The organism is Pseudomonas sp. 18.1.10 (assembly GCF_024655625.1).
Taxonomy (GTDB): domain Bacteria; phylum Pseudomonadota; class Gammaproteobacteria; order Pseudomonadales; family Pseudomonadaceae; genus Aquipseudomonas.
Window position 1 is genome coordinate 26,499 of record NZ_JANLGL010000039.1, and the last position, 12,768, is coordinate 39,266.

The 12,768-nt window shown below is 61.3% G+C and carries 16 protein-coding genes; 11 read left to right on the forward strand and 5 right to left on the reverse strand.

What is annotated here, in order from left to right:
- The first annotated feature begins 115 nt into the window (after nt 1–115).
- The 6 genes from hisB (at nt 116) to NUV89_RS09675 (ending at nt 3,985) form a co-directional block, all read left to right on the forward strand.
- On the forward strand, nt 116–709 hold the full coding sequence (hisB, locus tag NUV89_RS09650) for an imidazoleglycerol-phosphate dehydratase HisB (RefSeq protein ID WP_003218037.1): 594 nt from the start codon (nt 116–118) through the stop codon (nt 707–709).
- Nucleotides 709–1,347, forward strand: coding sequence for an imidazole glycerol phosphate synthase subunit HisH (gene hisH, locus NUV89_RS09655; RefSeq protein WP_257781099.1), 639 nt, complete (start codon nt 709–711; stop codon nt 1,345–1,347). The genes hisB and hisH overlap by 1 nt, the downstream gene beginning before the upstream one ends.
- On the forward strand, nt 1,348–1,605 hold the full coding sequence (locus NUV89_RS09660) for a DUF2164 domain-containing protein (RefSeq protein ID WP_133076491.1): 258 nt from the start codon (nt 1,348–1,350) through the stop codon (nt 1,603–1,605). It abuts the gene before it with no gap.
- Nucleotides 1,606–1,644: 39 nt separating this feature from the next.
- Entirely contained in the window at nt 1,645–2,382 is a 738-nt protein-coding gene (gene hisA / locus NUV89_RS09665; protein ID WP_078740239.1) for a 1-(5-phosphoribosyl)-5-[(5-phosphoribosylamino)methylideneamino]imidazole-4-carboxamide isomerase, read from the forward strand.
- Between the two features lie 9 nt (nt 2,383–2,391).
- A complete protein-coding gene (gene hisF, locus NUV89_RS09670) occupies nt 2,392–3,162 on the forward strand; it encodes an imidazole glycerol phosphate synthase subunit HisF (RefSeq protein WP_003171107.1) in 771 nt (256 codons plus the stop codon).
- Nucleotides 3,163–3,229: 67 nt separating this feature from the next.
- Nucleotides 3,230–3,985: an ABC transporter substrate-binding protein gene (locus NUV89_RS09675; protein ID WP_257781100.1), complete on the forward strand. Its 756-nt coding sequence runs from the start codon at nt 3,230–3,232 to the stop codon at nt 3,983–3,985.
- On the opposite strand, the gene NUV89_RS09680 is transcribed toward NUV89_RS09675, so the two are convergent.
- From NUV89_RS09680 to NUV89_RS09690, 3 genes are read right to left on the reverse strand one after another with little or no spacing between them, the layout of a single operon-like run.
- Nucleotides 3,976–4,755 (reverse strand): divergent polysaccharide deacetylase family protein, encoded by a 780-nt coding sequence (locus NUV89_RS09680; protein WP_257781101.1) that lies wholly within the window; start codon nt 4,753–4,755, stop codon nt 3,976–3,978. The two genes, NUV89_RS09675 and NUV89_RS09680, sit on opposite strands and share 10 nt — an antisense overlap.
- 1 nt (nt 4,756) lies before the next feature.
- Nucleotides 4,757–6,064: a S41 family peptidase gene (locus NUV89_RS09685; RefSeq protein WP_257781102.1), complete on the reverse strand. Its 1,308-nt coding sequence runs from the start codon at nt 6,062–6,064 to the stop codon at nt 4,757–4,759.
- A 30-nt stretch (nt 6,065–6,094) separates the two neighbouring features.
- A complete protein-coding gene (locus NUV89_RS09690) occupies nt 6,095–7,390 on the reverse strand; it encodes a murein hydrolase activator EnvC (protein ID WP_257781103.1) in 1,296 nt (431 codons plus the stop codon).
- Nucleotides 7,391–7,607: 217 nt separating this feature from the next.
- Here NUV89_RS09690 and NUV89_RS09695 point away from each other — a divergent pair, with 217 nt between their 5' ends.
- Complete coding sequence (locus tag NUV89_RS09695) at nt 7,608–8,198, forward strand: PBECR2 nuclease fold domain-containing protein (protein ID WP_256659239.1); 591 nt, start codon at nt 7,608–7,610, stop codon at nt 8,196–8,198.
- 215 nt (nt 8,199–8,413) lie between these two features.
- Here NUV89_RS09695 and gpmI read toward each other — a convergent pair whose 3' ends face one another.
- On the reverse strand, nt 8,414–9,940 hold the full coding sequence (gpmI, locus tag NUV89_RS09700; RefSeq protein ID WP_124525401.1) for a 2,3-bisphosphoglycerate-independent phosphoglycerate mutase: 1,527 nt from the start codon (nt 9,938–9,940) through the stop codon (nt 8,414–8,416).
- Nucleotides 9,941–10,091: 151 nt separating this feature from the next.
- Between gpmI and NUV89_RS09705 the strand changes: the two genes are divergently transcribed.
- The 3 genes from NUV89_RS09705 to secB are packed head-to-tail and all read left to right on the forward strand — an operon-like array spanning nt 10,092 to nt 11,272.
- Nucleotides 10,092–10,505 (forward strand): rhodanese-like domain-containing protein, encoded by a 414-nt coding sequence (locus tag NUV89_RS09705; RefSeq protein ID WP_124525402.1) that lies wholly within the window; start codon nt 10,092–10,094, stop codon nt 10,503–10,505.
- A 1-nt stretch (nt 10,506) separates the two neighbouring features.
- Complete coding sequence (grxC, locus tag NUV89_RS09710; RefSeq protein ID WP_257781104.1) at nt 10,507–10,758, forward strand: glutaredoxin 3; 252 nt, start codon at nt 10,507–10,509, stop codon at nt 10,756–10,758.
- Between the two features lie 34 nt (nt 10,759–10,792).
- A complete protein-coding gene (secB, locus tag NUV89_RS09715; RefSeq protein WP_003171119.1) occupies nt 10,793–11,272 on the forward strand; it encodes a protein-export chaperone SecB in 480 nt (159 codons plus the stop codon).
- Nucleotides 11,273–11,404: 132 nt separating this feature from the next.
- Here secB and NUV89_RS09720 read toward each other — a convergent pair whose 3' ends face one another.
- The gene (locus tag NUV89_RS09720) at nt 11,405–11,860 is read right to left on the reverse strand and encodes a tRNA (cytidine(34)-2'-O)-methyltransferase (protein ID WP_003171120.1); all 456 of its coding nucleotides are present in this window, start codon (nt 11,858–11,860) and stop codon (nt 11,405–11,407) included.
- On the opposite strand from NUV89_RS09720, the gene NUV89_RS09725 reads away from it, so the two are divergent.
- Nucleotides 11,859–12,299 carry a hypothetical protein gene (locus NUV89_RS09725; protein ID WP_257781105.1) on the forward strand — a complete coding sequence of 147 codons (441 nt, stop codon included), beginning with the start codon at nt 11,859–11,861 and terminating at the stop codon, nt 12,297–12,299. The genes NUV89_RS09720 and NUV89_RS09725 overlap by 2 nt on opposite strands.
- Nucleotides 12,300–12,768 lie beyond the last annotated feature (469 nt).

The following is a 12,768-nucleotide window of genomic DNA, read 5'->3' on the forward strand; positions in this document are numbered from 1 at the left end:
ATGCACATGTCTATCCCCGACACTCCATCAGTCTTATCCCCTCCGATGTTTCTGTTTAGCGCCCGCGCCCCTATAATGGCTGCCTTTTTCGCCCAATGATTTTGCGGAGCTGGTGATGGCCGAACGTAAGGCGTCCGTCGAGCGCGACACTCTGGAAACCCAGATCAAAGCCTCGATCAACCTGGATGGCACCGGAAAGGCCCGATTTGATATCGGTGTACCTTTTCTTGAGCACATGCTGGACCAGATCGCCCGTCACGGGCTGATCGACCTGGATATCGTCAGCAAGGGCGACCTGCATATCGACGACCACCACACCGTGGAGGATGTCGGTATCACCCTCGGCCAGGCATTTGCCAAGGCCATCGGCGACAAAAAAGGCATCCGTCGCTACGGCCACGCCTATGTCCCGCTGGACGAAGCGCTGTCGCGTGTGGTCATCGACTTCTCCGGCCGCCCAGGCCTGCAGATGCACGTGCCGTACACCCGCGCCACCGTGGGCGGCTTTGACGTCGACCTGTTCCAGGAATTTTTCCAGGGTTTCGTCAACCACGCCCTGGTCAGCCTGCACATCGACAACCTGCGCGGCACCAACACCCACCACCAGATCGAAACCGTGTTCAAGGCTTTCGGCCGCGCCCTGCGCATGGCCGTGGAGCTGGATGACCGCATGGCCGGGCAAATGCCCTCGACCAAGGGCGTCCTGTAATGCAGACGGTCGCGGTTATCGATTACGGCATGGGTAACCTGCACTCGGTGGCCAAGGCCCTCGAACACGTAGGTGCCGGCAAGGTGCTTATCACCAGCGATGCAGACGTGATTCGCGAAGCCGACCGGGTGGTATTCCCCGGCGTTGGCGCGATTCGCGATTGCATGGCCGAGATCCGTCGCCTGGGCTTTGACAGCCTGGTGCGTGAAGTCAGCCAGGACCGTCCGTTCCTCGGCATCTGCGTGGGCATGCAAGCCTTGCTCGACCGCAGTGAAGAGAACGACGGCGTGGACTGCATCGGCCTGTTTCCCGGCCAGGTGAAGTTCTTCGGCAAGGACCTGCACGAAGACGGCGCCCACCTGAAAGTCCCGCACATGGGCTGGAACGAAGTCAGCCAGACGGTGGATCACCCGCTGTGGCATGACATTCCCGACCTGGCGCGCTTCTACTTCGTGCACAGCTACTACATCGCCGCCGGCAACCCGGGCCAGGTGGTGGGCGGCGGGCATTACGGTGTCGATTTCGCCGCCGCGCTGGCCGAAGGCTCGCGCTTTGCCGTGCAGTTCCACCCGGAGAAGAGCCATACCCATGGCCTGCAATTGCTGCAGAACTTCGCCGCCTGGAACGGGCGCTGGTAAATGGCCAAGAAGCCGAAGCTGCCGCTCTTGAACCTCACGCCCGAACAGGAGAGTGAGGCTACCCTCAAGATCAAGCGGTTCATGGAAGATCGCTTCGAGCTCAAGCTTGGCTCGTTCGAGGTCGCCGAGATCCTCGAACTGTTCACCACTGAAGTGGCGCCGCACTATTACAACCGGGCGATTTTCGATGCACAGACGCTCCTTAAAGAAAGGTTCGAAAGCATCGAAAGCGACCTGTGGTCGCTTGAGAAACCCTGATTTCCCAAGCATTGCTGAATATCGAATAAGGTTTGCCAGATGCTGATTATCCCCGCTATCGATCTCAAGGACGGCGCCTGCGTCCGTCTGCGCCAAGGCCGCATGGAAGACTCCACCGTGTTCTCCGATGACCCGGTGAGCATGGCTGCCAAATGGGTGGAAGGGGGCTGCCGTCGCCTGCATCTGGTGGACTTGAACGGCGCCTTCGAAGGCCAGCCGGTCAACGGCGAGGTGGTCACGGCCATCGCCAAGCGCTACCCGCACCTGCCGATCCAGATCGGTGGCGGTATCCGCTCCCTGGAAACCATCGAACACTACGTCAAGGCCGGCGTGAGCTACGTCATCATCGGCACCAAGGCCGTGAAAGATCCGGCGTTCGTCGCCGAAGCCTGCCGCGCGTTCCCGGGCAAAGTGATCGTGGGCCTGGACGCCAAGGACGGCTTCGTCGCCACCGACGGCTGGGCTGAAATCAGCACCGTGCAGGTCATCGACCTGGCCAAGCAGTTCGAAGCCGACGGCGTGTCCGCCATCGTTTATACCGACATCGCCAAAGACGGCATGATGCAGGGCTGCAACGTGCCGTTCACCGCCGCGCTGGCCGCTGCGACCAAGATCCCGGTGATCGCTTCCGGTGGCATCCACAACCTGGGCGACATCAAGTCGCTGCTGGACGCCAAGGCCCCCGGCATCATCGGCGCCATCACCGGCCGTGCGATCTACGAAGGCACCCTGGATGTCGCTGAAGCCCAGGCTTACTGCGACGCCTACAACGGCTGAGGACTGACCATGGCGCTGGCCAAACGCATCATCCCTTGCCTGGACGTCGACAACGGTCGCGTGGTCAAGGGCGTCAAGTTCGAGAACATCCGCGACGCCGGCGACCCGGTGGAAATCGCCCGTCGCTACGATGAGCAAGGTGCCGACGAGATTACCTTCCTCGACATCACCGCCAGCGTCGACGGCCGCGACACCACGTTGCATACCGTCGAGCGCATGGCCAGCCAGGTGTTTATCCCGCTGACCGTGGGCGGTGGCGTGCGTACCGTGCAAGACATCCGCAACCTGCTCAACGCCGGCGCGGACAAGGTTTCCATCAACACCGCCGCCGTGTTCAACCCGGAGTTCGTCGGCGAAGCCGCGCAGCACTTCGGCTCGCAATGCATCGTGGTGGCCATCGACGCCAAGAAAGTCTCCGGCCCGGGCGAAACCCCGCGCTGGGAGATCTTCACCCACGGCGGGCGCAAGCCTACCGGCCTCGACGCGGTGGAGTGGGCGATGAAGATGGAAGGCCTGGGCGCCGGTGAAATCCTGCTGACCAGCATGGACCAGGACGGCATGAAAAACGGCTTCGACCTCGGCGTCACCCGGGCCATCAGCGACGCGCTGGGGATTCCGGTGATCGCTTCCGGCGGCGTCGGCAACCTGCAGCATTTGGCCGACGGCGTGATCGAAGGCCATGCCAGCGCGGTGTTGGCGGCGAGTATTTTCCACTTTGGCGAATACACCGTTCCCGAGGCAAAAGCCTACATGGCGGCGCGCGGTATCGTCGTGCGCTAAACGCTGCTGGACACCATGGCAAGTGCGCGGCACTCTCTGCGCTTGCCATGGATTCCGGTATCCCTTCATGTTCAAACAGCTGCTGCTCGCCCTCGCCAGTACGTCCATCCTGTTGACGGGCTCGGCCCATGCCGAGGAACCGTCCGGCACCGCCCTGGTGCTGCTGACGGAAAACTTCCCGCCCTACAACATGGCGAAAAACGGCAAGAACTTCGCAAAGGAAGACAACATCGAAGGCATCGCCGTGGACATCGTGCGCGAAACCTTCAACCGTGCTGGCATTTCCTACAACCTCACCCTGCGGTTTCCTTGGGAGCGAATCTACAAGCTCGCCCTGGAAAAACCCGGCTATGGCGTATTTGTGATGGCCCGCCTGCCGGATCGCGAAGCCCTGTTCAAATGGGTCGGCCCTATCGGCCCGGACGATTGGGTGCTGCTGGCCAAGGCCGACAGCAAGATCCAATTGACCGACCTCGAACATGCGCGCCGTTACAAGATCGGCGCGTACAAGGGCGATGCCATTGCCGAGACCCTGGAGAAGCGCGGTCTCAACCCGGTGGTGGTGTTGCGCGATCAGGACAACGCGCAAAAGCTGCTGGATGGCCAGATCGACCTGTGGGCCACCGGCGACCCTGCCGGACGTTATCTGGCGCGCCAGGTTGGCGTGACCGGTCTGAAGACGGTGCTGCGCTTCAACAGCGCCCAGTTGTACCTGGCGCTCAACAAAAATGTGCCGGACGACACGGTGAGCAAATTGCAGGCCGCGCTGGACCAGCTGCGCAAGGAAGGCGTGGTGGAGCAGGTCATGGCGCGCTACTTGTAGCGGTAAGTGCCGTTCTTGCCATGCCCGGACATGGCCTGGTTGCTGCGCAGGCTAATCATCAATTTGATATCGATCCAGTCCACGCCCTGGGCCTTGAGCTTGGGCAGCTCGCGTTCCAGCACAGCCAGGGTCTGCGGGTAAGGGTGGCCGATCATCACCGCCGAGCCTTGTTTGTGGGCCAGCTTGATTGCCGTCTGCAATTGGCTGGTGATCGCCGCTTCGGTGCGCTCGTCATCCAGGAACACATCCCGCGAGACACTGGCCAGGCCGATCTTCTGCGCCTCGGCGGCGGCGACGGTTTGTGCGCTGGTGCGGCTATCGACAAAGAACTTGTGGCGCCGTTGCAGCTCGGCCATCAGCCAGGCCATTGCCTGCGGCTGCGCAGTCATGCGGCTGCCCATATGGTTGTTGATCCCGGCGGTGTAGGGCACCGCCTTGAACGCGGCGTCCAGGCGTTTGCCGAGCTCTTCAACAGGCAATTCCGGGTGCCAGGCGAACGGCCCGGTGGCCGGGTCCATGGGCATGTGCAGGATCACGATCTTGCCGGCCTTGTGGGCTTCGCGGGCGAATTCGGCGGCGTGGGGCGTGTCGGGCATGATCGCCGTGGTCACAGGCCCAGGCAGGGCCAGCACGCGACGGTCCCGGGGCAGGTTTTGCCCGAGGTCGTCGATGATGAGGGTCAGGTAGGCTTTGTGCGATTCGCTGGCCGGGGCCGCGTGAGCGACTCCGGCCAGGCTGCACAGCACAGCGATTATTAGGGCAAAACGCATATCAACGGCTGCGGGTGATGCTCAGGCCCTTGAGCAGGCTCAGCGCCTGGGCCAGTTGGTAGTCATCGTCCTGCGGCATCGGCTTGGCTTTTGTGCTGCTGCCGGTTGGCTTGTCGGCACCGCCGTTGCCATTGCCCAGGTGACCTTGCAGGTCCGCTTCCTTGTAGTACTCGCTGTCGGCCTCGTTGGTGATCTTGGCCTTGCGCACTTCGATGTCCGGCACGATGCCCTGGGCCTGGATCGAGCGGCCATTCGGCGTGTAGTACAGCGCGGTGGTGATCTTCAGGGCGCGGTCGTTGTTCAACGGCAGCACGGTTTGTACCGAGCCTTTGCCGAAACTGGTAGTGCCCATCAGCACGCCGCGCTTCTGGTCTTGCAGGGCGCCGGCGACGATTTCCGACGCCGAGGCGCTGCCGCCGTTGATAAGCACGGCCAATGGCACGTTTTCGCTGAGGTCGTTGCCGGTGGCCGAGAAGCGCAGCTCGGAGTTGGCGATACGGCCCTTGGTGTACACGATCAGGCCTTTGGTGATGAAGTGGTCGACCACTTCCACTGCCGCCTGCAACACGCCGCCCGGGTTGTTGCGCAGGTCGAGCACGATGCCGTTGAGCTTCTTGCCGTTGTCCTTGCGCAGCTTGGCCAGGGCCTTGGCCACTTCGTCGCCGGTCTTGACCTGGAACTGGGTGATGCGGATGTAGCCGTAGCCCGACTCCAGCAGCTGGCTCTTCACGCTCTTGACCACAATGGTCGCGCGGGTCAGCGTCACGTCGAACGGCGTGCCGCCATCGCGCACCAAGGTCAGGGTGATCTTCTGGCCGATCTTGCCGCGCATCTTGTCCACGGCTTCGGTCATGGTCTGGCCACGGGTCGGCTGGCCGTTGATCTTGACGATAAAGTCGCCGGCCTGGATGCCGGCCTTGGATGCCGGGGTGTCATCGATGGGCGAGACCACCTTGACGTTGCCATCTTCGGAGCCGACTTCAATGCCCAGGCCGCCGAACTCACCGCTGGTGCTTTCCTGCAGCTCGGCGAAATCTTCCGGGCCAAGGTAGGCGGAGTGCGGGTCGAGGTTGCTGAGCATGCCCTTGATGGCATTTTCCAGCAGGGTCTTGTCGTCTACGGGGTCGACATAAGCTGCCTTGATCCGGTCCATGACCTCGGCAAAGGTGCGCAGCTCGTCCAGCGGCAACGGCGCCTTGGTGGTCACGACGGGTGCAGCCGGTGCCGCCGGTGCGGCGAACGCCAGGGGCGCGCCGATAACCAGGGCGATGGTCAGGGCCAGCGAAGTGAGGCGGGACAAATGCAGCATGTCGAACGAACTCCTAATGTAGATGCGGCCCTATCCTTGGGAACGGCACCATTGTGCAGGGTCGCTCGGGCGGCCCTGCTGACGAATAGCGAAGTACAGCGCCGGGGTGTCCTGGCCACCACTGTTACCGACAGTGGAAATGGATTCACCGGCTTTTACAACATCACCTGCCGACTTGAGTAAAGTCTGATTGTGGCCGTAAAGGCTCAAATAGCCATTACCGTGGTCGAGAATCACCAACAAACCGGCGCCCCGCAGCCAATCGGCAAACACCACACGGCCACCGTGGACGGCATGCACCTGGCTGCCGGCGGCGGCGCTTATCATCACGCCATCCCACTTGGCACGGGTGTCATCGCCACGGGTTTCCCCAAAGCGTGCCAGTAGTCGACCATCAACTGGCCATGGAAGTTTGCCGCGAGCCGATACAAAAGGGCCGCCGAACGACTCGCCGGCACTGGAAACCAGCGGGCCAGGGGCTGCATGCGCCGGTTTACGCGGCGCCGGGGCGTCCGTGGTGGCTGCCAGCTCGGCCTCACGCTGGCGCTTTTTTTCGGCTTCCTGCTGGGCGATCAGCGCTTTCTGGCGCGCTTCTTCGGCCTCGCGAGCCTGGCGGGCCAGGGTTTCTTCGATGGTCTTGAGGACTTTGCCCAGGTCCGCCTGGTCCTGTTCGCGAGCCTGGAGCTTGGCGTCGCGGGCCTTCACGTCGTCATTGAGCTTGGCCAGGGCCTGCTGGCGTTCCTTGCGTACCTGCTCAAGTTGGCCGCGTTGGGTGTCGAGGGCGGTTTTCTGGTCGAGCAGCTGTGATTGCTGGTCGGCAATTTCCTGTTCGACGTTGGCCAACTGGCGCAGGGTTTCGTTGAAACCCTTCAGTTGCGCGAGACGCGCCTGGCTCAGGTAGTCGTAATAGGTGAGGGTGCGCGCAAATTTTTCCGGGTTCTGCTGGTTCAGCAGCAGCTTGAGGTATTCCTGGCGGCCGCTCTGGTAGGCGGCACGGGCCTGGATCGCGATCAGGCGTTGCTGTTCAACGCGTGCGCCCTGGAGTTTTTTTTTCTCAGCGTCGAGTCGCTCCAGTTCCGACTCGCTCTTCTTTAATTCTTTTTGCAGCTCCTGGACCTGCTTCTCCAGCTTGCCCATTTCGGTTTCCGTGCCGCGCAGGTCTTTCTGCACCCCGGATTTTTCTTCCTGGAGCTTGCCGAGCAGCTTTTTCAGCTCGGTAATGTCCTGACGCGTAGCGTCCAACTGTTGTTGGGTTTGTGCGCGCTCGTCGGCAAATGCCGGTTGGAGCAGGCAGACAAGGGCAAGGGTAATCAAGGCGCGAAGCATAGAGGCGGGCGACACCAGGGAAAGGGACGGCCTAGTATGCCCGCCAAGCGCTGCAAAAAAAACGCCCAATTCGGGCTGGGGGGCAAGTTGGGCGCCCTATGGCCGCAATATGCATTTGAATTTGGGTCGGCGCGTGGTGTGCCCTGGCCGACGAATGGTCGTTAATGTGTTGGTCCAGGTGAATGCCTGGGATTTGGTGCGGTAGAAACGCTTTGAAATGCTCCTGCTGCGCTGGTTTTTGCTCTCTGAGAATAGACTCTCGGGCCAATCAATCAGCGAGTCGGCGCGATGGGCAATGCCCGCTATTTATGAGTCAAAAGGCCAGCAAACCTGGCTCGATTACGGTTTGCCAGATTTGCGCAGCCTCGACAGGGCGCTTCGTTCCTGCCCGATTGAGGAGGTGGCTGCGGGCGAGGATGTTGCCGAAGCTGTTGAGGTCGTGGCTTCTAACTTGGGGCTCATTGACGCGGCGTGTTCCGAAGTTTGTATAACGTCTCCTTTGGGAGGGGTTCGGATTAGGCGTGCAACGCTGCGGCATATAGTCGAGAAGCGACAGGACGCGAGGGAGCGGTATGTCAGGGTTGCACTGGACACGCTGACGGGCCCCTTGGAAATTTGGCGTGTCGCGTACAGCGATGGTTCGGCTCGGCTGGCATTCATTGGTGCTTACGAGAGCAGGCGGCAAATGCTGGTTGTCGTGAATATCCAGGCTGGCAATGTGTTGTGGAATTTCATGCAGACCGATGCCAAGGCACTGAACAAGCATCGCCACGGCGAACTGCTATACCAGCGCTACCACCTTTTTTAGCAGGCAAAGAAAAGGGCAGCTCTCTCGAACTGCCCTAAGTTAACTGCTTGATATTCATATACACACCCTCAAGCGGGGGTGTGGAGGTCTCACCCTACGCTGATGTCCAACCATCAACGGGGTTCCTACGCCAGTTATTGCCGCTGGAGGCAACTGGTTTCGCGCTCGGGACCATTATTGGCGGGCAGACCGCTTTGAGCAACCCCTAAAGCGTTTCAGACCAGGATCGAAGTCCCAGTCATCTCAGCCGGCTTCTCCAGCCCCATCAGCTTCAGCATGGTCGGCGCCACATCTGCCAGTACGCCACCTTCACGCACTTTCAGATCACGCTTGCCGACATAGATGAACGGCACCGGCTCGGTGGTGTGGGCGGTGTGGGCCTGGCCGGTGGATTCATCCGACATCTGCTCGCAATTGCCGTGGTCAGCGGTGATCAGCGCTTCGCCGCCGACTTTTTCCAGCGCCTCGGCGATGCGGCCGACGCACTCGTCCAGGCATTCCACGGCCTTGGTCGCGGCAGCGAGGTTGCCGCTGTGGCCGACCATGTCGCCGTTGGCGTAGTTGACCACGATCACGTCATAACGCTGGTGTTCGATGGCATCGACGATCTTGTCGGTGACTTCCGGCGCGCTCATTTCCGGTTGCAGGTCGTAGGTGGCGACTTTTGGCGACGGGATCAGGATGCGCTCTTCGCCCGGGAACGGTTCTTCCCGACCGCCGGAGAAGAAGAAGGTCACGTGGGCGTATTTCTCGGTTTCGGCGATGCGCAGCTGGGTCTTGCCGTTTTTCGCCAGGTAGTCGCCCAGCACGTTTTCCAGGCTGCCCGGCGCGAACGCGGCAGGGGCCGGGATGCTGGCGGCGTATTGGGTCAGGCCGACGTAGTGGACTTTTGGCTGGCGCGCGCGTTCGAACTCGCTGAAACCGTCTTCGACGAACACACGGCTCAACTCGCGGGCGCGGTCGGCGCGGAAGTTCATGAAGATCACGGCGTCGCCGTCTTCGACTTTCACCGGCTCGCCGATGGTGGTGGCCTTGACGAATTCATCACTCTCGCCACGGGCGTAGGCAGCTTCCAGGCCTTCCTGGGCCGTGGCAGCGTTGAATTCGGCCTGGCCGTCGACGATCAGGTTGTAGGCCTGGGACACGCGGTCCCAGCGGTTGTCGCGGTCCATGGCGAAATAGCGACCCACCAGGCTGGCGATGCGGCCCTTGCCCAGGGCGGCAAAGGTGGCGTCCAGCAGTTCGATGGACGATTGCGCGCTTTTCGGCGGGGTGTCGCGGCCGTCGAGGAAGGCGTGCAGGTAGATCTTGTCGGCACCGCGTTTGAAGGCCAGTTCGGCCATGGCCACCAGGTGGTCCTGGTGGCTGTGGACGCCGCCATCGGACAGCAGGCCCATGAAGTGCACGGCTTTGCCGGCAGCCACGGCTTTATCGACGGCGGCGCAGATGGTCGGGTTCTCGAAGAACTCGCCATCGCGGATCGCTTTGGTCACGCGGGTGAAGTCTTGATAGACCACTCGTCCGGCGCCGAGATTCATGTGGCCGACTTCCGAGTTGCCCATCTGGCCGTCCGGCAGGCCGACATCCATGCCGGAACCGGAGATCAGGCCGTTGGGCATCGTCGCGGTCAGGCGGTCGAGTACGGGCTTCCTGGCCGCGTATACCGCGTTGTCGTGGTGGCTTTCACTGTGTCCGAAGCCATCGAGAATTATCAGGACCAAAGGTTTAGGCGTGGTAGTCATAGATCCTCTCGTGGCGGTAATAAAGGAAGGCGATTGAAAAGGGAGTGGCAGTTTAAAGCGAAGTTCAGACCGCGTCACCGCTTTACGGGGGTTGGCCGCCCCCGGCGGCTGTGTATACTTACCGCCATTTTAACGCCCTGGAACCTCCTTGATGGTTGATCACCTGATTGCATTTGCCACTGCCCACTATCTGCTCGTGGGTGCCTTCGTCATCCTGCTGGCGCTGCTGATCGCTCACGAGATGAGCCGTGGTGGCCGCAGCCTGAGCACATCGGAGCTGACCGCGCTGGTTAACAAGGATGAGGCCGTTGTCGTGGACATCCGCCCGGCCAAGGATTTTGCCGCCGGCCATATCGTCGGTGCCCTGAACATTCCACAGGACAAGCTGATCGCGCGCCTGGCCGAGCTGGAAAAACACAAGGCCAAGACCATCATCCTGGTCGATGCCCAGGGCCAGCACGCCGGCACCCATGCCCGCGAAATGCTCAAGGCCGGTTTCACCGCCGCCAAACTGTCCGGCGGTATCGGCAGCTGGAAAGCCGATAACCTCCCGCTGGTGAAGTGATATGAGCCAGGTTGTCGTGTATTCCAGCGATTGGTGCCCTTACTGCATGCGGGCCAAGGCCTTGCTGGAGAAAAAGGGCGTTGCCTTCGAAGAAATCAAGGTCGATGGCAAACCCCAGGTGCGTGCCGAAATGGCCCAGAAGGCGGGGCGCACGTCCGTGCCGCAGATCTGGATCGGCGCCAGGCACATCGGTGGCTGCGACGACCTGTTTGCCCTGGAGCGCGCCGGCAAGCTGGATGCGCTGCTCGCCTAACCCCTAAAAGACCCCAAGATCACAAGGATCTGCGATGACTGACCAACAGAACACCGAAGCTGCGCAAGACCAAGGCCCACAGTTCTCGCTGCAGCGCATCTACGTGCGTGACCTGTCGTTCGAAGCGCCGAAAAGCCCGGCGATCTTCCGCCAGGAATGGACCCCAAGCGTTGCGCTGGACCTGAACACCCGTCAAAAGGCACTGGAAGGTGACTTCCACGAAGTCGTGCTGACCCTGTCGGTGACCGTGAAGAACGGCGAAGAAGTCGCTTTCATCGCTGAGGTGCAACAGGCCGGTATCTTCCTGATCCAGGGCCTGGACGAAGCGTCCATGAGCCACACCCTGGGCGCGTTCTGCCCGAACATCCTGTTTCCGTATGCCCGTGAGACCCTGGACAGCCTGGTCACCCGTGGCTCGTTCCCGGCGCTGATGCTGGCACCGGTGAACTTCGATGCCCTGTACGCGCAAGAGCTGCAGCGCATGCAACAGGAAGGTTCGTCGACGGTTCAGTAAGCGGTTCTGAACAGCGACACCGATCAAATGTGGGAGCGGGCTTGCTCGCGAATGCGGTACTTCAGTCGACATCTTCATTGACTGACACACCGCTTTCGCGAGCAAGCCCGCTCCCACATTTTGTTTTGTGTATTACTTGAAACCGAGTTGGCGCCAGCCTTCGTAAACCGCGACGGCTACGGTGTTGGACAGGTTGAGGCTGCGACACCCTTCACGCATCGGCAAACGCAAACGATGGCCATCAGGCAAGGCATCCAGCACCTCAGCCGGCAGCCCACGGCTTTCCGGGCCAAACAGGAAGGCATCGCCTTCGGCAAAGCTGGCATCATGAAACGGCCGCGAACCCTTGGTGGTAAACGCAAACAACCGTGGATGCCCCAGGCTTTCCAGGCAGCTGGCGAGGTCGGCGTGGCGCTTGAGCGTGGCGTACTCGTGATAGTCCAACCCGGCGCGGCGCAGGCGCTTGTCGTCCATGTCGAAACCCAAAGGCTCGATCAAATGCAGGTGGCAGCCACTGTTGGCGCACAGCCTGATAACGTTGCCGGTATTCGGCGGAATTTCTGGTTGAAAAAGGATGACGTGAAACATGCACGGCTCCGAAGGTAAAGATGCGCTGCATTCTACCCCCGAAGAGGACCCAAGGCTGAAGCTAATGCCGAGGGTCATGGGCTCTTTGGCGATTGTCGGCATGATGGTGGGGCTGATGATCGGTCGCCTGACCACGGCGGACCCGGTGGAGCTGCAACAGCTTGATACGGCTGCGGACGGCGTGGTGGTGTGGTTCAACAGCGAACCCAAGCTGCACGGCGAGCATATCGACGGCACCGTGGCGCTGCTGTTCGACGCCCAAGGCAAGGTGGCCAGTGGGCAGCTCAAGGTCAATGACAAGGACGTGAACTGGCGCATCCGCAAGACCGATGGCGGCCTGCTGCTGAACCTGGTGGCGGCTCGGCCGTTGCGCGGGGAGTGGAAGGGCGAGAAGGCCGAGGGCCGCTGGCGGTTGGAGATCCATCTCCAGGAGCAATAAAAGAGGGAGTTCCCGGCCTGCCTGTACCAGGGCTCCCAAAACGGGGTGAAGCCGCATGGGCTTCGGTATTAAAGAGGGAATCCCCGGCCTGCCTGTACCAAGGTTCCCCAAAGCGGTGTGGAGCGCGACGCGGTTCGCATCAAGCACCCCGGGTGTAAAGAGGGGATTCTCGGCCTGCCTGTACCAAGGTCCCCGAAACTGGGTTGTACAAGGGGTATTGCAGGGGGCGTGCCAGAGTGGCCAGGTTGTGCCAAAAAATTTCTTTAAAAAGCGCAAAGCCCCGGGATACGGGGCTTTGGTGTTTCTGGGCTTCAAAGAGTTTTCAATCAGGCCGATATTCCAGGCCTTGAGTTGGTGCCCGATGCCGGTTCATGGTGCATTCAAGCGGTGCACAATCCCGAAACTTATGGAGATCCAAATGTGGGAGCGGGCTTGCTCGCGAAAGCGGAGTGTCAGTCAGCATATGTAT